The organism is Mesorhizobium hawassense, assembly GCF_003289945.1.
Classification (GTDB): Bacteria; Pseudomonadota; Alphaproteobacteria; order Rhizobiales; family Rhizobiaceae; genus Mesorhizobium; species Mesorhizobium hawassense.
The window spans coordinates 74018-92977 of record NZ_QMBP01000014.1 but is presented as its reverse complement, the minus strand read 5'-3'; the positions used below and the strand labels follow the sequence as shown (position 1 = coordinate 92977).

Here is an 18960-nt window from a genome sequence, read left to right as displayed (position 1 = left end):
GATAAGCGCAACCTGTCACAGCTTTGCGCCGGAAATGGGGAAGAACGCGGCTCAACCCTTCCCCATGCTTCAGCTTCGGACTATAGCGCGGGAATGTCTCAAATTATCTACAAGATCGCGCCCGAGGCGCTTTGGCGCGAAGCCGTGAAGTACGGACGCTTCACCGGCGCGCCGATCGACATCGCCGACGGCTTCATCCATTTCTCCACCGCTGCCCAGGCGCGCGAGACGGCGGCCAAGCATTTCGCCGGGCAGACCGACCTGCTGCTGATCGCGATTGACGGGGCACAGTTGGGCGATGCCTTGAAGTACGAGGTACCGCGCGGAGGCGCCCTGTTCCCGCATCTCTACGCCCCGCTCGCTCTCGACGCGGTTCTCTGGGTGAAGCCGCTGCCGCTCGGCGCCGCCGGCCACGACTTTCCGACGCTGGAGGGCGAATGAGCGTGCTCGACCGGATCGGCCAAAAGCTGCTTTTCTCCTTCGATCCGGAAACCGCGCACGGCATGTCGATCGCGGCTTTGCGCTGCGGGCTGCCGGTCGGCGCGACGGCGCCGCGCGACGCGCGGCTCAAGATGAGCCTCTGCGGCCTCGATTTCCCGAATCCGCTCGGCATGGCGGCCGGTTACGACAAGAACGCCGAAGTGCCGGACGCGCTGCTTGGGCTTGGCTTCGGCTTTGCCGAGGTCGGAACCATCACGCCGCTGCCGCAATCGGGCAATCCAAAACCGCGTATCTTCCGGCTGACGGCGGACGAGGCGGTGATCAACCGGCTGGGCTTCAACAATGAAGGCCATGCGGCCGCCGAGAAACGCCTTGCCGCGCGCAAGGCGCGACCAGGCATCGTCGGCGTCAACATCGGCGCCAACAAGGACAGCGCCGACCGGATCGCCGACTATGAGCGCGGCGTCACCCGCTTCGCGCCCTATGCGAGCTATCTGACGGTCAACATCTCGTCACCCAACACGCCGGGCCTGCGCAACATGCAGGCACGCGAGCAGCTCGGCGAATTGCTGTCGCGGGTGATGGCGGCGCGTGCCGCGGCGTCAGCGCAGCCGCCGGTCTTCCTGAAGATCGCACCGGACTTGGTCGAAGCCGAGATGGAAGACATCGCGGCTGAGGTCCTGGAGAAAAAGATCAATGGCGTCATCGTCTCCAACACGACACTTGCGCGGAGCGGATTGCGGAGCGCGACAGGGACCGGTGAAACCGGCGGCCTTTCGGGCAAGCCGCTGTTCGAGCGCTCGACCGCCGTGCTCGCCCGCATGCGCAAGTTGCTCGGGCCGAACATGGCCATCATCGGCGTCGGCGGTGTCGATTCCGCCGAGGCGGCGCTCGAGAAAATCCGCGCCGGCGCCGACCTCGTCCAGCTCTACACCGGCATGATCTATGCCGGGCCGGCGCTGCCCGGGCGCATCATTGCCGGTATGGCGCGGTTTGCGGAGCGCGAGCGACTTGGCTCGATCCGCGGCCTGCGCGACTCCGCCTGCGAGCGCTGGGCCGCAAAGCCATTCAGCTGAACGCTGTCCGCACCCTGAGCCTGAGCATGGTCAGCAGGCTCAATCCGCGTACCAGCAGGAACACGTGCAGCGATGCCCACAGGCCACTGTTGCCGAAGGCCGGCGCCAACGTGATCAGCGCGGCGCTGAAGGCGAGGAACGATAGCAGCATCATGTTGCGCATGTCGCGCGACCAGGTGGCGCCGATGAAGACGCCGTCCATCTGGAAGGCGAGCACGCCGCTCAGCGCCGTGAAAGCCGCCCAGGGCAGATAGCTGTCGGCAACGGCGCGGACTTCCCGAGACGTCGTCACCAATGCCACAAGGCCGGCGCCGGCGGTCAGCAAGACGAGCGTGGCGACACCCGCGAGGCCAAAACCCCAGATCAATGTCAGCCGCACGGCCTGCCGGAACGGGGCAGGCGCCCGCGCGCCGATTGCGCGGCCGGCGAGCTGCTCGGCGGCGGTGGCAAAACCGTCGAGGAAATAGCCGGCGATCAGGAAGAAGTTCATCAGCACGGCGTTGGCGGCGAGCGTCACCGTGCCGAACTGCGCGCCCTGGCGCGTGAACAGCGCGAAGGCGGCGAGCAGCGAGAAGGAGCGGATCATGATGTCGCGGTTGAGCGACAGCATGTGCCGGTAGGCCGGCAGGTCGAGGATGCGCCGGCGCGAAGGCCGCTCCAGCCTGCGGAAGCGGCTGAGCACGATGGCGAGGCCGAGCAGCATGGCCAGGAACTCGCCGGTGACCGTCGCCCAGGCGACGCCGGCGACCCCCCAGCCGAGCTTGAGGCCGAGCAGGAAGCAAAGCGCGATGTTGATGCCGTTGAGCACCGCCTGCAGCATCAGGCCGAGCCCGCCCTCGCCACGGCCGAGCACGTAGCCCAGTATGGCGTAATTGATCAGCGAAAAGGGTGCTGCGAGCAGCCTGATGCGGATATAGACCGACATCGCCGCGCTGACGCGCGGTTCGGCGCCCATGAACCATTGGCCGCCGATGGCAAAGAGTGGCGAAAGGGCGGCAAGGATGACGCCGGCGACGACCGCGATCAGCACGGCGCGCCACAGCACCGCCTGCTCTTCCAGCGCGTCGCCGCGCCCGAAAGCCTGGGCGACGAGACCAGTGGTGCCGGAGCGCAGGAAGTTGAAGGTGGTGAAGACGACGTCGAAGACCAGCGATCCCGCCGCCAGGCCGCCGAGCAGCGCCGCGTCGCCGAACTGTCCGACCACCGCCGTGTCGACGATGCCGAGCAGCGGCGTCGTCAGATAGGCGAGCGTCATCGGCACGGCGATCGCCAGCACCGAGCGGTTGGTGACGGCAAAGGATCTGCTGTTGGTCTGGATTGCATCCAAGAGGATTGCTGCCTGGCTGATTGCGGCTTGATCGAGGAGCCGATGTGCCCCAGTTTGCCGGCGCCACGCAACCGCTATCCACCGACAGCCAACCGAAATTCAGAGCTGGCTCAGGCCGCCCCACCCATGCCGCTCCAGATTGTCCATCACCCCGACTATGACGCCGGCTTCGCCGTCAATCATCGCTTTCCGATGAGCAAGTATCCGCTTTTGATGGAAGCCTTGCGCGTACGCGGCTTGGCTGTGCCGGAGACGCTATCGATGCCCGACCCTGCATCGCCGGAATGGCTGAAGCAGGCGCATGCGGCCGACTATGTCGACCAGGTGATCGCCTGCCAGGTGCCGGAGAAAATTGAACGCGAAATCGGCTTTCCGGTCGGTCCGCGCGTGTCGCTGCGAGCGCAGCTAGCCACCGCAGGCACCATGCTGGCCGCCAGGCTGGCGCTAAAACACGGCATTGCCTGCAATGCCGCCGGCGGCAGCCATCATGCCAGACGCGCGCAAGGCGCCGGCTTCTGCACCTTCAACGATGTCGCCGTCGCCTCGCTGGCGCTGCTGGCCGAAGGCACCGCCGAGAACGTGTTGATCGTCGATCTCGACGTGCACCAGGGCGACGGCACGGCCGACATATTGAAGGACGAACCCCGCGCCTTCACCTTTTCCATGCATGGCGAGCGCAACTACCCGGTGCGCAAGATCGCCTCCGACCTCGACGTCGCCTTGCCGGACGGTACCCGCGACGATGCCTATCTCGAGCGGCTCGCAGCCATCCTGCCGGAGCTGACCCGGCAAAGGCGCTGGGACATCGTCTTCTACAATGCAGGCGTGGACGTCCATGCCGAGGACAGGCTCGGCCGGCTGGCGCTGACCGACGATGGCCTCAGCACTCGCGAAGACATGGTCATCGGCCATTTCCGCAGGCACGGCGTGCCGCTGTGCGGCGTCATCGGCGGCGGCTATTCGACCGACGTGCCGGCGCTGGCCGCGCGCCACGCCATCCTGTTCGAGGTTGCCTCGCGATATACCTGATCCTGGCCCCGGCTATTTCCTGTAGCTGGCGATCCGAAGCAGAATGAACACCGGCACGACGATCGCGGCGCCGAGCAGAATATAGCCCAGGAAGCGGTCGATGGCGTGGAAGCCGAGATTCCACAGATCGGCGAAGAACTGGCGGATGCCATCGAAGACATCCATCGGCGACCAGCCGAAGGCATGCATGACGAGGCCGACGAGGAAGGAGACGACGAGCAGCTTCAGGAACACCCTGAGTGGCGAGTCGCCAAGAAAGCGCGTCAGTGCGGACAAGGCCATTCTCCGGTTCGAACCGCCCCGATTCGGGCGCAGGCCCAGAAATATGCGCTCGATTGTCCGCCATCAAGCAGTACCGCCGCCGATGCAGCTTTGCCGATTGCTTGCAGCACGGGCCTCATGTTAACGAGGTGCCGACGCGGGTATGATGTAATGGTAGCCTGTCAGCTTCCCAAGCTGAACGCGCGGGTTCGATTCCCGCTACCCGCTCCAGTCTGCGCAGCCGCAAACCCTGAGAATTTTTGGCGGGACAGCGCGGTCGTGGCTCGCAAGCCAAAGCTTTCAGGGGTGGATCTGGATGCGTTTCATTCCCGCCTCCAGAAGATCGTGTCACTTTTCAGCGACGAGAGGCCGCCGTCGCAGATAGCGCCCGAGCGGCGTGGCAAATGGGTCGAGGCCTATGAGCAGTTCATGCAGCGGAAGTACCCCATGACGCTCAGCCGGGCGATCAGCAAGGCTATCAGGCGACCCAGCAAGATTTACAGACGAGCGTGATCCTGACCGCCGAGGGCTCGAGCAATTCCAGGAAAAGTGTGAGCGGTTGGGCCCGGCGACTTCGCCGTAGCCTTTCCGCTCCAGCGTCCGCACCTGGCGGCAAGCGGATGCGACAGAACCCAAACCGCTGCAACAACATGGGCCTTGCGCGCCAGCGCAAGACCCAATTTAAACGTTTATGCTGTAAAGGGCGTTGCGCCCAGCAACACCTTACAGCCAGATGCCGATCCAGTAGCGCTCGCGCCGGCAGCGGCGGCGCCAGCGGCCATGATGCCAGTAGCGGCGGCAGACATGCCTCCAGCCGCGGCGACGACCACGGCGGCGGTGACGCCAGCGCCAGTGCCCATGGCCGTGGCGGTGCGAGACCAGCTCTACTTCAGCCTGATCGTCGCCTTGGAAAACCGCCTCTTCCGGGAGCAAATCCGGCTTGTCGAGTTCGTCCAGAATTCCATTGCCGGCGGGAATTCCGGCAACGGCCTTGCTGGGTCCGGCCAGGCTCGCAAGTGCCGCCGCCCCCGCAACGCCAAGCATTCCAGTCAGAAATAGCCGACGTTCCATCAAAAAACCTCCCGAGCTGTTGAGCATCGGCGGCCCTTCCCTCACCCGCAACAGGCTCCAGCGAGCCGCCGATCGGTTTGAACGTACAAGTGGCATTCTCGTTCCATCACCCCACTTCCCGCAAGATGAAGTCGTGCAACATTTTCGCGGCGGGCGAGAGCACGCGGTTCTTGACCGTTATCAGGCTGTAGGGCCGAACCTCGATGTCGAACTCGGTCTGCACGACATCGATGGCGCCGGCGAGCCCGTCGCCGCCTTGAATGAACTTGGCGACCTGGATCGACACCGGCGCGATGGCGTCGGACTGCGCCACCATCACCAGGGTAAGCAGCAGCGAAGAAGTGTTGAGGATGCGGTCGGGCAGCGCAATGTCGCGGTTCAAGAAGTTGCTTTCCATCGCCTGGCGCAACGGCGAGCCGCCGGACTGGAACACCCAGTCATAGCCCGCCGTCTCTTCCAGCCGCACCATCTTGCCGTTCGCCAGCGGATGGCCGCGGCGCACGATGAGACAGGCCTTCTCGACGCCGATGACGCGCGATTCGAAAAGCCGCGGATTGAGGTCGTCGGGAATGCGGGCGATGATGAAATCGTGGCGGGACGCGATCAGCTCGCGGGCGAGCACGTTCGAGGTTTCGACCTGCATGGTGATCTCGATGCGCGGATAGATGCGGCGGATTTCGCGGATAGCCGGCACCGCGAGTTCGATCGCCGGCGCCGTCACCGCGCCAAGGAAGACCGAGCCGCCCTTGCCGGCCTTGAGTTCGGAAATCTCGCGATCGGCCTCCCGCATCTCGAGCAGGATCGAGCGGGCGCGGCGGGCAAGCGCCTGGCCATAAGGGGTCAGCGTCACGCCGCGCGGCAGCCGTTCGCACAACTTAACGTCGAGCACCGCCTCCATCTCGGCGATCATGCGCGAGGCGGCCGGCTGCGAGATGTTCATGACCTGGGCGGCGGCGCTCACCCGTCCGTGATCGTCAATGGCCGCGATCATGCGCATGTGGCGGAGGCTCAGCCCGCTGCGAAGCAGCGTTTCGCCGTCGCCCGGCAACTTCTCGTAACCACCTGAAATCGCATCGGATTCGCGCAATGCCGCCATGATTTTCGGGCCCCTCCGCAGGTTTCCATCAGTCCTTTTAGCTATACCACTTTCGATATAGCAACCAGCAAAGATCGCATTTGACAGTTATGTCAAAGGGACCCACCCTTCGCACGTTCCGGGGCGCAACGGTCGGCAACGAGCGAATTCGTATCGATTGAAACTGCGTCGCGGGACCGATTGGGAGGATACCGGAGATCGATAAAGCCGACAGGAGCGCGCCAGCGCACCTGCTCGACTGCGCGGCCCGCGAAGCCCCGAGGTGTCGCGTCCATCAACCAGGGAGAGTAATGTGAAGATCATCAAGACACTGGCCGCCGTCGCGGCCCTTGGCATCGCTGCCATCAGCTATTCGGCGCACGCCGCCGACAAGGGCCTGGTCGGCGTGCTGATGCCGACCAAGACCTCGCAGCGCTGGATCAACGACGGCGATGCCGTCAAGTCCCAGCTCGAGGCCCTCGGCTACACCGTCGACCTGCAATACGCGCAGGACGACATCCCGAACCAGCTCAGCCAGCTGGAAAACGAAATCACCAAGGGCCCGAAGGCGCTGATCATCGCTTCGATCGACGGCACCACCATGGCCGACGCGCTGCAGAAGGCCAATGACGCCGGCGTCGTCGTCGTCGCCTATGACCGCCTGATCAAGAAGACCAAGAATGTCGACTACTACACCACCTTCGACAATTTCGGCGTCGGCGTGATCCAGGCGAATTCCCTGGTCAAGGGCCTCAAGGAGCGCTTCCCGAACACCAAACCGTGGAACGTCGAGCTGTTCGGCGGCTCGCCGGACGACAACAACGCCTTCTTCTTCTACAACGGCGCGATTTCCGTCCTGCAGCCGCTGATCGACGACGGCTCGATCAAGATCAAGTCCGGCCAGACCGGCATGGACAAGGTCGGCACGCTGCGCTGGCTCGCCGCCACCGCCCAGGCGCGCATGGACAACCTGCTCTCCGCCAACTACTCGGACGGCAGCCGCGTCGATGGCGTCCTGTCGCCCTATGACGGCCTGTCGCGCGGCATCACCGCCTCGCTGCGCGCCGTCGGCTACGGCACCGACGCTCAGCCCTGGCCGATCGTGACCGGCCAGGACGCCGAGACCGCCTCGGTCAAGCTGATCATCTCGGGCGAGCAGTATTCGACGGTGTTCAAGGATACCCGCGAACTGGCCAAGGCCACCGTGCAGCTGGTCGACAAGGTGCTCTCCGGCGGCAAGCCGGACGGCCTCGACGAAAAGACCTACAACAACGACGTCAAGGTCGTTCCCTCGATCCTGCTGACGCCGCATGAGGTCGACAAGTCGAACTACCAGGCGCAGGTGGTCGATTCCGGCTACATCAAGGCCGACGAGCTGAAGTAATCCAGCCTCAAAGGAGGGGTCCTGCGCGACGCAGGGCCCCTTTTCGTTCACAAGCGACCCCGGTATTGTTTTTGCCGGCTTCTGCAGCGATGCGCCGTCGCGGCGCGAACCAGACTGCAGTATGTTGATTTCGCGCATGACGCTTCCGGGAACCGGAAGGCCTGCGCCAGGGAGCGGAATTCCTGATGACCTCGACGATTTTGGAGATGCGCGACATCACCAAGACGTTCCCCGGCGTGAAGGCGCTGTCGAACGTCAACCTCAGCGTCGAGGAAGGTGAGATCCACGCCATCGTTGGCGAGAACGGCGCCGGCAAGTCGACGCTGATGAAGGTGCTGTCGGGCGTCTACCCGTCCGGCACCTATGAAGGCCAGATCGTTTTTCGCGGCCAGGAATGCCATTTCAAGGGCATCCACGACAGCGAGCATATCGGCATCGTCATCATCCACCAGGAGCTTGCCTTGGTGCCGATGCTGTCGATCGCGGAAAACATCTTCCTCGGCAACGAGCACGCCACCTATGGCGTCATCGACTGGAACGCCAACGAGAAGCGCACCAAGGGGCTGCTCGACAAGGTCGGCCTGAAGGAAGATCCCAAGACGCTGATCACCAATATCGGCGTCGGCAAGCAGCAGCTGGTCGAGATCGCCAAGGCGCTCAGCAAGGAAGTGAAGCTGCTGATCCTCGACGAGCCGACCGCTTCGCTCAGCGAAAAGGACAGCCAGGCGCTGCTCGACCTCCTGCTCGAGTTCAAGCGCCAGGGCATGACCTCGATCCTGATCTCGCACAAGCTCAACGAGGTGAACCGGGTCGCCGACAAGGTGACGGTGATCCGCGACGGGCGCACCATCGAGACCTTGCCGCGGAAAGACATTAGCGAAGACCGCATCATCACCTCGATGGTCGGCCGCTCGCTCGACGACCGCTATCCGCCGCGCGAGCCGAAGATCGGTGACGTGGTCTTCGAGGTCAAGGACTGGTCGGTCTACCACCCGATCCACGCCGAGCGGCAGGTGATCAAGAACGTGAACCTCAATGTGCGCAAGGGCGAGGTGGTCGGCATCGCCGGGCTGATGGGCGCCGGCCGCACCGAATTCGCGATGAGCCTGTTCGGCCGCACCTACGGCCGGCACATCACCGGCGAGGTTCTGCACCGTGGCAAGCCCGTCGATCTTTCGACGGTGAGCAAGGCGGTGGAAAATGGCGTCGCCTACGTCACCGAGGACCGCAAGACCTACGGCCTCAACCTCATCGACCATATCAAGCACAATGTGACACTTGCCAACCTGGGCGGCGTTTCGAGCCGCGGCGTCATCGACGACATGCGCGAAATGAGCGTGGCGAACGACTACCGCAAGAAGACCAACATCCGCGCCTCCAGCGTCTATCAGCTGACCGGCAATCTCTCGGGCGGCAACCAGCAGAAGGTGGTGTTGTCGAAATGGCTGTTCGCCGACCCGGAGCTGCTGATCCTCGACGAGCCGACGCGCGGCATCGACGTCGGCGCCAAATACGAAATCTACACGATCATCGCCCGCCTCGCCGCCGAGGGCAAAGCGATCATCGTCATCTCGTCGGAAATGCCTGAACTGCTCGGCATCACCGACCGCATCTATGTCATGAACGAAGGGCGTATCGTCGGCGAAATGGCGGCAAGCGACGCCAGCCAGGAGAAAATCATGCGCGCCATCGTTCGCGGAGAAGGAAAAAAAGCATCATGAGCACAGAAAGCGCTCCCGCGCCGCAGAGCGGCACAGCCGAAGACGTGAAGCAAGGTCCGCGCATCGCCGTCTCGGCGCTGACGACGAACCTGCGCGAATACGGCCTGATCATCGCGCTGATCGTCATCATGCTGTTCTTCCAGTACACGACGTCGGGAACGCTGTTCAAACCGGTGAACCTCTCGAACCTGGTGCAGCAGAACTCGTTCATCATCGTGATGGCGCTCGGCATGCTGCTGGTGATCGTCGCCGGCTATATCGACCTCAGCGTGGGATCGGTCGCGGGCTTCATCGGCGCGTTGGCGGCGATGATGATGGTGATCTGGCCGCTCGGGATATTCTCGAATCCGCTGGTCGTCTCGATCGTCTGCCTCATCGTCGGCGCGCTGATCGGCGCGGCGCAAGGCTACTGGATCGCCTATCACCGGATACCGAGCTTCATCGTGACGCTGGCGGGCATGCTGATCTTCCGCGGCATCTGCCAGGCGCTGCTTGGCGGTGGTTCCTCGGTCGGCCCGCTGCCGGACAGCTTCAAGGCGCTGAGCTCCGGCTTCATCCCGGACGTCATCGGGCCGCTGACGCTGATCCCGCCGACGGTGAATGCCGCCGGTAAGACCATCGTCGGCAGCGGACTGACGCTGCACATGACGACGATCGTGCTCGGCCTGATCGCGGTGCTCGCCTATGCATATTTCGGCTTCAGGACACGGCGCAAGCGCGAGCAGCATGGCTATGAGGCCGAGCCCTTCCCGATGTTCGTCGTCAAGACGCTGGTGGGCAGCGCGCTGGCGCTGTTCCTGGTCTTCCAGTTCGCGAGCTACAGGGGCCTGCCGGTGGTGCTTCTGGTGATGGGCGTGCTGATCTCGCTGTTCGTCTTCGTCACCAAGCGCATGACCATCGGCCGGCGCATCTATGCGATGGGCGGCAACGCCAAGGCCGCGCAGCTTTCGGGCATCAACACCGAAAGGCTGACGCTGCTCGTCTTCATCAACATGGGCGTGCTTTCGGCACTCGGCGGCCTGATCATCGCGGCGCGCCTCGGGCAGGCCGTGCCGGCTGCAGGCCTCGGCAGCGAGCTCGACGTCATCGCGGCCGTCTTCATCGGCGGCGCCTCGGCAATGGGCGGCGTCGGACAGGTGATCGGCGCCGTGGTCGGCGGCTTCATCATGGGCGTGATGAACAACGGCATGTCGATCATGGGCGTCAATGTCGACTGGCAGCAGGTGGTCAAGGGCCTGGTGCTGCTCGGCGCCGTCATCTTCGACGTCTACAACAAGAACAAGGCCTGAAAGCCGCAAGCGAGCATTTCAGGAGGCATACGGGTTCTAGATCGCGACGCTGCCGGCAACCCGTCGGCGCCAAGAAGTCCCAGGCAGGGACCAAGCTCGCGAGCGCAATCCGGACGAAGCGTTTCAACCGTGGCGCGGATTGCTTCGCGCCGCGCCGGTAAGGGCTTGCCCGCGGGCAGCCAGGCAAGATGAGAGAGGATTCAAACATGCTGATCTCCCAGATCCTCGACGACGCCGAGACGATCCGCGTCGTCGCTCGCAATGGCGGCGGCAAGACCAGGGTCATCAACGGCGCGCGCAGTGTCTATTCCCTGGCGATGGAGGCCGCGCGGACAGGCACAGGCCTCGAGGCATTGATCGAGCGCAAGGGCTATGGCGAGGCGGTCGATCTCGATGCCGCCTACAAGAGGGGCAGGCTGGTATCGCCGATCAACCATCCCGATCCCGCGCATCTGCATCTCACCGGCACCGGCCTCACGCATCTAGGCTCCGCGGCGACGCGCGATTCCATGCACAAGAAGCTCAACGATGGCGAGGAGCAGCTCACCGATTCCATGAAGATGTTCCGCATGGGGCTCGAAGGCGGCAAGCCCGCCAAGGGCCAGGTCGGGGTGCAGCCGGAATGGTTCTACAAAGGCAACGGCACGATGGCGGTTGCGCCGGGCGCGCCTTTGATGTCGCCCGCCTTCGCGCAGGACGGCGGCGAGGAGCCGGAGATCGCCGGCATCTATGTCATCGGTGATGACGGCGCGCCGTTCCGCGTCGGCTTCACACTGTCGAACGAGTTTTCCGATCACGTCACCGAGCGGGTGAACTATCTGTTCCTCGCTCATTCCAAGCTGCGCAATGCCTCCTTCGGTCCCGAAATCCTGATCGGCCACCTGCCGGCCGATATCCGCGGCGCATCGCGCATCTGGCGCGACGGCAAGCTTTTGTGGGAGAAGCCGTTTCTCTCGGGCGAAGCGAACATGTCGCACACCATCGCCAATCTCGAACACCACCATTTCAAGTATTCGGCCTTCCGCCAGCCAGGCGACGTGCATGTGCATATGTTCGGCACCGCGACCTTGTCCTTCGCCGACGGCATCAGGACCGAGGAAGGCGATACTTTCGAGATCGAGGCGCAGGATTTCGGCCTGCCGCTGCGCAATCCGCTGGAGATCGAAAAGCCGGTGAAGGTGGCGGTGAAGGCGCTGTAGTAGCGTCAAGGACCGGGAGACGACATGGACCGGAAGCGGATCGGCACTTTGTTGATGGGCTTGGCGCTTGCCGTCGCCTGCATGTCCTCCACGGCTTACAGCGCCGCCAAATGCAGCCCGGTCTCCTACCGTCAAGCCCGATCGGCGATGACGAACCGGCTTCTCGCCGCCGGTTACTCGAAACCGCAAGTGGGCTTCCTGATGCGCAACACGGATCGCATGACGTCCGCGCTGCGCGCCGACAAGTTGAACGACAAGGCCAAGGCCTGCGGCATCGACTCCGCGCGAGCCTATGTCCTCGGATGCCTCGACAAACAGTTGTTTCCGTTGGGCGCGGGTTCAAGCTCCCCGCTTGATGAGACGAAACAAACCAAAGGATTTTGGGGCAGAAAGCGCCTGACCGTGCGCGAGCTGTTGTTCATCAGTGAGTTCCACGGCTGCCTTGGCGCTGCGAAGGAATATCTGTTTCGCAGGTAGAGCGTTTCATCGTTTCACGGGAACGGCTAACCGCTCTATCTCTTTGTTTTGACGCAATTCCGGACGGAAAACCGCTCACACTTTTCCTGGAATTGCTCTGGTGCCAGCGAGCTGAGCAGTCGCGGTCAACGCGCGGCGCGAAAATGCTTTGAGAGCTTCAGACCCTGCGCCTGGTAGTTCGAGCCGAGATCGGTGCCGTACAGCGCCTGGGGGCGCTTCAGCATGTGCTCGTAGACGAGGCGGCCGACGATCTGGCCGTGGTCGAGGATGAACGGCACCTCGTGGCTGCGCACTTCGAGCACCGCGCGGCTGCCGGTGCCGCCGGCGGCGGAGTGACCGAAACCCGGATCGAAGAAGCCGGCATAGTGGACGCGGAATTCGCCGACCAGCGGATCGAAGGGCGTCATCTCGGCGGCGTAGAGCGGCGGCACGTGCACCGCCTCCCGGCTGACCAGGATGTAGAATTCATCGGGATCGAGCACCAGCTCGCCGGCGCCGCTCTTGTAGATCGGCTCCCAGAAATCGACGACATCCTGCGCGGCGCGCTTGTCGACGTCGACAAGACCGGTGTGGTGCTTGCCGCGATAACCGACGAGGCCGTCCTTGTCGCCATCGAGATCGATGGAGAGGGCGATGCCGCCGCCGGAAATGTTGGGCGGCTCGGTGGCGACCAGCATCTCGGCGCGGTGAAGGTCGCGCAGTTCGCTCTCAGACAGCACCGCATTGCCGGTGCGGAAACGGATCTGCGACAGCCGCGAGCCGGCGCGCACGACGATCGGGAAGGTGCGCGGGCTGACTTCGAGATAAAGCGGCCCATGATAGCCGGCGGCGATCTTGTCGAACTCGTGGCCGCGGTCGGTCATGACGCGTGTGAAAATGTCCAGCCGGCCGGTCGAGCTCTTCGGATTGGCCGAAGCGGACACGTTTGAGGGCAGCGCCAGACTTTCGAGCAACGGCACGATGTAGACGCAGCCGGTTTCCAACACCGCGCCCCCGGCCAGGTCGATCTCGTGCAGCTTCAGCCGCTCGAGCTTGTCGGCGACCAGATGATCGGGTCCGGGCAGGAAGGAGGCGCGCACCCGGAAGGCTTTGTCGCCGAGCCGCAGGTCAAGGCTGGCCGGCTGGACCTGGTCGGCGTCGAGCGCGCGCGGCGACTTCAGCGCACCGGACTGGAACAGCGCGGAAATATCCTGGTCGGGGAGAATGCCTGTCTGCCGCAAAGGCGGGCTCCGTTCGCAAGGCCGGGCGAGGACCTAAGCAAGCCTCTTGCCACCCGGCTGGTACAAACCTCTTAATGAAGCCGGCAATTGACGCAAGCGCGGCGCTCATTTAAAGGGTCGTTATCCCGTGGTGATTTGGCCGGTCGGCTTGCAGCCACGTTAAACAAGTCGCTAAAGGACCGTCGAGCCGCAAGGCTATATGGACCGGTTGCGACTTCGCGGCCGGTTTTTTTGTGTCTGGAAGCAGGGCTATGAACACCAAGAAGCGTAACTGGAAACCTCAGACGGCACTCGTGCATGGCGGAACGCTGCGTTCCGGCTTCGGCGAGACCGCCGAGGCGATGTATCTCACCCAGGGCTATGTCTATGAGACGGCGCAGGCCGCCGAGGCCCGCTTCAAGGGCGAGGAGCCGGGCTTCATCTATTCGCGCTACGCCAATCCGACCGTCGACATGTTCGAAAAGCGCATGTGCGCGCTGGAAGGCGCCGAGGATGCCCGCGCCACGGCCTCCGGCATGGCGGCCGTCTCCGCAGCATTGCTCTGCAGCGTCAAGGCGGGCGACCATATCGTCGCGGCGCGTGCGCTGTTCGGCTCCTGCCGCTGGGTGGTCGAGACGCTGGCGCCGCGCTACGGCATCGAGGCGACGTTGGTCGACGGCACCGACATCGGCAATTGGGAGAAGGCGGTCAGGCCGAACACCAAGCTGTTCTTCCTGGAGAGCCCGACCAACCCGACGCTGGAGGTGGTCGACATCGCCGCGGTTGCCGCTTTGGCCAATTCCATCGGCGCCAGGCTGATCGTCGACAATGTCTTCGCCACGCCGTTGCAGCAGAAGCCGCTGCAGCTCGGCGCGCATATCGTGGTCTATTCGGCTACCAAGCATATCGACGGCCAGGGCCGCTGCCTCGGCGGCGTCATCCTGTCCGACAAGAAGTGGATCGACGAGAACCTGCACGATTATTTCCGTCACACCGGCCCGAGCCTGTCGCCCTTCAACGCCTGGACGCTGCTGAAAGGCCTGGAGACGCTGCCGCTACGCGTGCGCCAGCAGACCGAGAGCGCCGGCAAGATCGCGGACTTCCTGGCCGGACGGCCGGAGATCGCGCGCGTCATCTATCCGGGCCGCGCCGACCATCCGCAGGCCGATGTCGTCAAGAAGCAGATGTCGGGCGGCTCGACGCTGATCTGCCTCGACGTCAAGGGCGGCAAGCAGGCGGCCTTCGCCTTGCAGAACGCGCTCGACATCGTGCTGATCTCCAACAATCTCGGCGACGCCAAGAGCCTGATCACCCATCCGGCGACGACGACGCACAAGAACCTGAGCGACGAAGCGCGCGCCGAACTCGGCATCGGGCCGGGCACCCTCCGGCTCTCCGTCGGCCTGGAGGACACCGACGATCTGCTGGAAGACATCGAGCAGGCGCTGAAGGCGGCGAGATAAGACCCTGGCGCGGCGCAGGCCGCACCAGCGCTTCAGGCGACTTCTTCCAGCTCGGTCATCGCCTTGGCGCGGATGGTCATCGCATTGCCGCGCCAGTCGACGGCGCCGCCGAACCAGGCGCGCGCCCAGATGGCCGGCAGCATTACGTCGCGCACGATCATCGCGGTGGCGCTGCGCGGCGACAGGTACCAGCCTTTGGCCCAAGCCAACAGGCATTCCGGCAGATAGGCGATCGCGAGCACGCACAAGGCCGTGCTGGGCAAGCTGACACCGGCACCTGCCGCGGCGATCAGCGCCAGCAGCAGCGGCACGGCGGCGCCCGTCAGGATCTCGGGTGCGAAGAACAGCGGGAATGTGACCCGGCGCAGCCTCGCCCAGCGCGCCTGCCGTGCCCAGATCTCGGCGAACATGCGCTGGCCGAGCGGCTGCTCGAAGGGCGAAGCGACGAGATTGACACGCAGTCCGAGGCTGTTGACCAGCTTGGTAGCTGCCGCGTCCTCGGCGCTCTCGGCGCCAAGCGCTTCAATACCGCCATTGGCGTCCAGCATCGGCTTGTTCCACAGCATGCTCTTGCCCTGGGCAAAGCCGAGGCCAAGCGCCTCCCCGGTATACTGCCAGCGCGCCTGCAACGAGTTGAGGAAGGCGCATTCGACCTCGGCCCAAAAACCGTCCGGCCGCGAGCCGATCGGCGTCGAGCAGACGAGGCCTGTATCCAGGCGCCATGCCGCCATCAACTGCTGGATGTAGTCTCTCGGCATCAGCACGTTGGAGTCGGCAAGGATGACCCAATCGTGCCGCGCCGCCTGCCAGCCCTTGACGCAGTTGTTGAGCTTGGGATTGGCGCTGACGCGGTCCTCGCCGATCAGAAGCCGCGCCGAAACCTTCGGATGGCGCGCGATCGCCGCGTCGATCAGCTTGACCACCGGATCGTCGGCATGCGCGATGCAGAAGATCAGCTCATAGCGCGGCCAGTCGAGCGAGAAGGCGCGCTGCAAGGTTTCTTGCGTGAACGGCTCGACGCCGCGCGAAGGCACGATGATCGTGACCGGCGGCTGCGCACCGGCGGGTGGCGTAGTGACACGCCGCCGTTTCAGCCGCGACGCGGCGAGCATGATGCTGGCGAGATTGGAAAGGAGAAGGGCTGCCGAGGCAAGCGCCGCTGCGATAGTCAGTTCCATCGAGATCTGGTCACTCCAGAAAGGCCGCATGCGGCCGTTTCATCAGTCGACAGAGCGCCCCCGAGTCGCCCGGCATGGTTTGCGCACACCATCATTGTCATGTGTCACTTAAATGACATTGTTTTTCGGCACCTGCGCTTAAAGGCTGGCAAGATGGTCGGCGCTTCGCCTACTTAGAGTGGAGCGTGGCAAGTGTTCCGCGGTGGCAACCGGAGTGGCCCATGTATCGCGCCGTGACGCGCAACATCGAAGTGCTGGTCAGGCCCTTCTATCTGGAGGACCGCTCCGATCCGTCCGAAAACCGCTATGTCTGGGGTTATCAGGTGACGATCGACAACCGCTCCGACGAATTCGTGCAGCTTTTGTCGCGCTACTGGCACATCACCGACGGCAGGGGCCGTGTCGAGGAGGTACGCGGCGCCGGCGTCGTCGGCGACCAGCCGGAACTCAACCCCGGCGACAGCTATCAATACACCTCGGGCTGCCCGCTCTCGACGCCGTCTGGCATCATGGTCGGGCACTACACGATGCGCAATAAACGCGGCGAGACGTTCGATATCGCCATTCCCGCCTTCTCGCTCGACATGCCGGGGACCAGGCGCACGGTGAATTAGCGAGAGGCGCGCCAACCGCCAAAGTTGGCGTCGCCTCTCATCCGCCCTTCGGGCACCTTCTCCCGCGGAATGCGGAGAAGGAAGGCGTTATTCCGCCGCGAACTCGGCCGGGTCGAAGTCGTACTGCGTCGAGCAGAACTCGCAGGCGACATGGATGCCGCCATCCTCGGTCGAGTCCTTGATCTCCTCAGCCGAAAAGCCTTCGAGGATGCCGCGGATCTTGTCGCGCGAGCAGGAGCACTGGTCGGCGACAGGCACGTCACGGAAAACGCGCACGCCATGTTCGTGGAACAGCCTGTAGAGCAGCCGCTCGGCGCCGATCGTCGGGTCGATCAGTTCGGTCGGCTCGATCGTGCCGAGCAGCGCCAGCAATTCCTGCCAGGAATTGTCGGCCGGATGGTCCGTCACCTCGCGATCATCGCCGTCGCCGCCCGAAATGTCCGGGACGCGCATGCGCTCCGGCGACTGCGGCAGGAACTGCGCCAGGATGCCGCCGGCGCGCCACTGCTCGCGCGCGCCGCCCGGGCCAGGCGTGACCAGCTTGGCGACCGACATCTTGACCTCGGTCGGGATCTGCTCCGACTGCCGGAAATAGGTGCGCGCGGCATCTTCCAGCGAAGTGCCGTCTAGTTGGACGATGCCCTGGTAGCGCTGCGTATGCGCACCCTGGTCGATGGTCAAAGCCAGCACGCCATTGCCGAGCAGCGTCTGATGCGAGGTCTCGCCGGCGGCGATCAGCGCCTGCAGCCGGTCGGCGTCGAAGCGCGCATAGGCGCGCAGCGCATGCGGCGTGCTGAAATCAGCCACCAGCATGTCGACCGGCCCGTCGGTGCGGGTCTGCAAGATGAACTTGCCCTCGAATTTGAGCGAAGTGCCAAGCAGCACGGTGAGCACGCAGGCTTCCGCCAAAAGGCGGGCGACCGGCTCGGGATAATCGTGGCGGCTCAAAATAGCGTCGAGCATCGGCCCGAGTTGCACGGTGCGGCCGCGCACGTCGAGCGGCGCCACCTCGTAGGGCACGACGTGGTCGTCGCCGGCGAAGCCGAATTCACCGAGTTGGGGTTTATGCTCAGCCAAGATCTGGGTTTCCAACATGACAATACTCCGGGGCGCAGCCATGCAACCCGATGAGCCGCATGCGTCGAAGCGCGTTCAATTTACGTGATGGCCCGCAAATAGGCATCACATATCCCCGGATCAAGTCGACATATCCCCGTGCTAGTCGCGTCGGATCAAGCGCCCAGGCACCAGGCCAGCACCGCCTTCTGGGCGTGCAGCCGGTTCTCGGCTTCGTCGAAGACCACCGAATGCGGCCCATCGATCACCTCATCGGTGACCTCCTCGCCACGATGCGCCGGCAGGCAGTGCATGAAAAGCGCGTCCGACTTGGCCTTGGCCATCAGCGCGGCATTGACCTGATAGGGCAGGAAGACGTTGTGGCCGCGGGCGCGATGCTCCTGGCCCATCGAGACCCAGCTGTCGGTGACGACGCAATCGGCCTGGTCGACGGCTTCCTCGGCCGAACGGGAAAAGCGAACCTTGCCGCCATTGGCCTTCGACCAGTCGACATATTTCTCGAAAGGCTCGCTGCCTTCCGGCACCGCGACATTCAGGTTGAAACGGAACCGCGCCGAGGCTTCCAGAAGCGAGTGCAGCACATTGTTGCCGTCGCCGGTCCAGGCAAAGGTCTTGCCCGCCACCGGACCGCGATGCTCCTCATAGGTCATGATGTCCGCCATGAGCTGGCACGGATGCGTGTCGTCGGTCAGCCCGTTGATGACGGGAACGGTGGCATTCTCGGTGAGTTCCAGCAGCCGGTCATGCGAGGTGGTGCGGATCATGATGGCGTCGACATAGCGCGACAGAACCTTTGCCGTGTCGGCGATGGTCTCCGAGCGGCCGAGCTGCATCTCGGTGCCGGTCAGCATGATGGTCTCGCCGCCGAGCTGGCGCATGCCCACGTCGAAGGATACGCGGGTGCGCGTCGACGGCTTGTCGAAGATCATGGCCAACACCTTGCCATCGAGAGGCTTCGAACGCTCGCCTGCCTTGAGCCTGGTCTTTCGCGCCACCGCGTCGTCCAGCATGACGCGCAGGTCGCCGGCGGAAACGGCGGATAGATCGGTGAAGTGGCGAACACTCATCGGCAGGTTCCA

Annotated in this window: 19 protein-coding genes, 1 tRNA gene and 1 riboswitch; of the genes, 12 read left to right on the top strand and 8 right to left on the bottom strand. The window is 64.2% G+C overall.

Annotation, left to right across the window (positions count from 1 at the left end):
* Positions 1–93: 93 nt before the first annotated feature.
* Both DPM33_RS25270 and DPM33_RS25265 read left to right on the top strand, forming a co-directional pair.
* Entirely contained in the window at positions 94–441 is a 348-nt protein-coding gene (locus DPM33_RS25270) for a DUF952 domain-containing protein (RefSeq protein ID WP_112100120.1), read from the top strand.
* Positions 438–1517 (top strand): quinone-dependent dihydroorotate dehydrogenase, encoded by a 1080-nt coding sequence (locus tag DPM33_RS25265; RefSeq protein ID WP_112100119.1) that lies wholly within the window; start codon positions 438–440, stop codon positions 1515–1517. The genes DPM33_RS25270 and DPM33_RS25265 overlap by 4 nt, the downstream gene beginning before the upstream one ends.
* Here the strand turns inward: DPM33_RS25265 and DPM33_RS25260 are convergent.
* Positions 1510–2844: an MATE family efflux transporter gene (locus DPM33_RS25260; RefSeq protein ID WP_245442366.1), complete on the bottom strand. Its 1335-nt coding sequence runs from the start codon at positions 2842–2844 to the stop codon at positions 1510–1512. The two genes, DPM33_RS25265 and DPM33_RS25260, sit on opposite strands and share 8 nt — an antisense overlap.
* Positions 2845–2970: 126 nt before the next feature.
* On the opposite strand from DPM33_RS25260, the gene DPM33_RS25255 reads away from it, so the two are divergent.
* Complete coding sequence (locus DPM33_RS25255; protein ID WP_112100118.1) at positions 2971–3873, top strand: histone deacetylase family protein; 903 nt, start codon at positions 2971–2973, stop codon at positions 3871–3873.
* A 12-nt stretch (positions 3874–3885) separates the two neighbouring features.
* Here DPM33_RS25255 and DPM33_RS25250 read toward each other — a convergent pair whose 3' ends face one another.
* A complete protein-coding gene (locus DPM33_RS25250) occupies positions 3886–4149 on the bottom strand; it encodes a DUF6460 domain-containing protein (RefSeq protein ID WP_112100117.1) in 264 nt (87 codons plus the stop codon).
* A 142-nt stretch (positions 4150–4291) separates the two neighbouring features.
* On the opposite strand from DPM33_RS25250, the gene DPM33_RS25245 reads away from it, so the two are divergent.
* Together DPM33_RS25245 and DPM33_RS25240 are read left to right on the top strand one after the other, a co-directional pair.
* Positions 4292–4365, top strand: a tRNA-Gly gene (locus DPM33_RS25245).
* Between the two features lie 48 nt (positions 4366–4413).
* Entirely contained in the window at positions 4414–4647 is a 234-nt protein-coding gene (locus tag DPM33_RS25240; RefSeq protein WP_112100116.1) for a hypothetical protein, read from the top strand.
* Between the two features lie 210 nt (positions 4648–4857).
* On the opposite strand, the gene DPM33_RS25235 is transcribed toward DPM33_RS25240, so the two are convergent.
* Both DPM33_RS25235 and DPM33_RS25230 read right to left on the bottom strand, forming a co-directional pair.
* Positions 4858–5232, bottom strand: coding sequence for a protamine-2 (modular protein) (locus DPM33_RS25235; protein ID WP_245442363.1), 375 nt, complete (start codon positions 5230–5232; stop codon positions 4858–4860).
* Between the two features lie 79 nt (positions 5233–5311).
* A complete protein-coding gene (locus DPM33_RS25230; protein WP_112100115.1) occupies positions 5312–6301 on the bottom strand; it encodes a LysR family transcriptional regulator in 990 nt (329 codons plus the stop codon).
* Between the two features lie 292 nt (positions 6302–6593).
* Between DPM33_RS25230 and chvE the strand changes: the two genes are divergently transcribed.
* From chvE to DPM33_RS25205, 5 genes are all read left to right on the top strand, one after another.
* Complete coding sequence (gene chvE, locus DPM33_RS25225; RefSeq protein WP_112100114.1) at positions 6594–7664, top strand: multiple monosaccharide ABC transporter substrate-binding protein; 1071 nt, start codon at positions 6594–6596, stop codon at positions 7662–7664.
* Between the two features lie 185 nt (positions 7665–7849).
* Complete coding sequence (gene mmsA, locus DPM33_RS25220) at positions 7850–9385, top strand: multiple monosaccharide ABC transporter ATP-binding protein (RefSeq protein WP_112100113.1); 1536 nt, start codon at positions 7850–7852, stop codon at positions 9383–9385.
* The gene (mmsB, locus tag DPM33_RS25215; protein ID WP_112100112.1) at positions 9382–10674 is read left to right on the top strand and encodes a multiple monosaccharide ABC transporter permease; all 1293 of its coding nucleotides are present in this window, start codon (positions 9382–9384) and stop codon (positions 10672–10674) included. The genes mmsA and mmsB overlap by 4 nt, the downstream gene beginning before the upstream one ends.
* A gap of 206 nt (positions 10675–10880) precedes the next feature.
* A complete protein-coding gene (araD1, locus tag DPM33_RS25210) occupies positions 10881–11873 on the top strand; it encodes an AraD1 family protein (protein WP_112100111.1) in 993 nt (330 codons plus the stop codon).
* Positions 11874–11897: 24 nt separating this feature from the next.
* Positions 11898–12350 carry a hypothetical protein gene (locus DPM33_RS25205; protein ID WP_112100110.1) on the top strand — a complete coding sequence of 151 codons (453 nt, stop codon included), beginning with the start codon at positions 11898–11900 and terminating at the stop codon, positions 12348–12350.
* Between the two features lie 125 nt (positions 12351–12475).
* On the opposite strand, the gene DPM33_RS25200 is transcribed toward DPM33_RS25205, so the two are convergent.
* A complete protein-coding gene (locus DPM33_RS25200) occupies positions 12476–13570 on the bottom strand; it encodes a 2'-deoxycytidine 5'-triphosphate deaminase (protein ID WP_112100109.1) in 1095 nt (364 codons plus the stop codon).
* A 117-nt stretch (positions 13571–13687) separates the two neighbouring features.
* Positions 13688–13765, top strand: a riboswitch (SAM riboswitch).
* 56 nt (positions 13766–13821) lie between these two features.
* Between DPM33_RS25200 and DPM33_RS25195 the strand changes: the two genes are divergently transcribed.
* A complete protein-coding gene (locus tag DPM33_RS25195) occupies positions 13822–15012 on the top strand; it encodes an O-succinylhomoserine sulfhydrylase (protein ID WP_112100108.1) in 1191 nt (396 codons plus the stop codon).
* Between the two features lie 32 nt (positions 15013–15044).
* Here the strand turns inward: DPM33_RS25195 and DPM33_RS25190 are convergent, their stop codons facing one another.
* Complete coding sequence (locus DPM33_RS25190; RefSeq protein WP_112100214.1) at positions 15045–16190, bottom strand: ceramide glucosyltransferase; 1146 nt, start codon at positions 16188–16190, stop codon at positions 15045–15047.
* 221 nt (positions 16191–16411) lie between these two features.
* On the opposite strand from DPM33_RS25190, the gene apaG reads away from it, so the two are divergent.
* Complete coding sequence (gene apaG, locus DPM33_RS25185; RefSeq protein ID WP_112100107.1) at positions 16412–16804, top strand: Co2+/Mg2+ efflux protein ApaG; 393 nt, start codon at positions 16412–16414, stop codon at positions 16802–16804.
* An 87-nt stretch (positions 16805–16891) separates the two neighbouring features.
* Here apaG and DPM33_RS25180 read toward each other — a convergent pair whose 3' ends face one another.
* Positions 16892–17923, bottom strand: a complete 1032-nt coding sequence (locus DPM33_RS25180) for an Hsp33 family molecular chaperone (protein ID WP_112100106.1) — start codon at positions 17921–17923, stop codon at positions 16892–16894.
* A 113-nt stretch (positions 17924–18036) separates the two neighbouring features.
* Complete coding sequence (gene argF, locus DPM33_RS25175) at positions 18037–18948, bottom strand: ornithine carbamoyltransferase (protein WP_112100105.1); 912 nt, start codon at positions 18946–18948, stop codon at positions 18037–18039.
* Between the last annotated feature and the right edge of the window lie 12 nt (positions 18949–18960).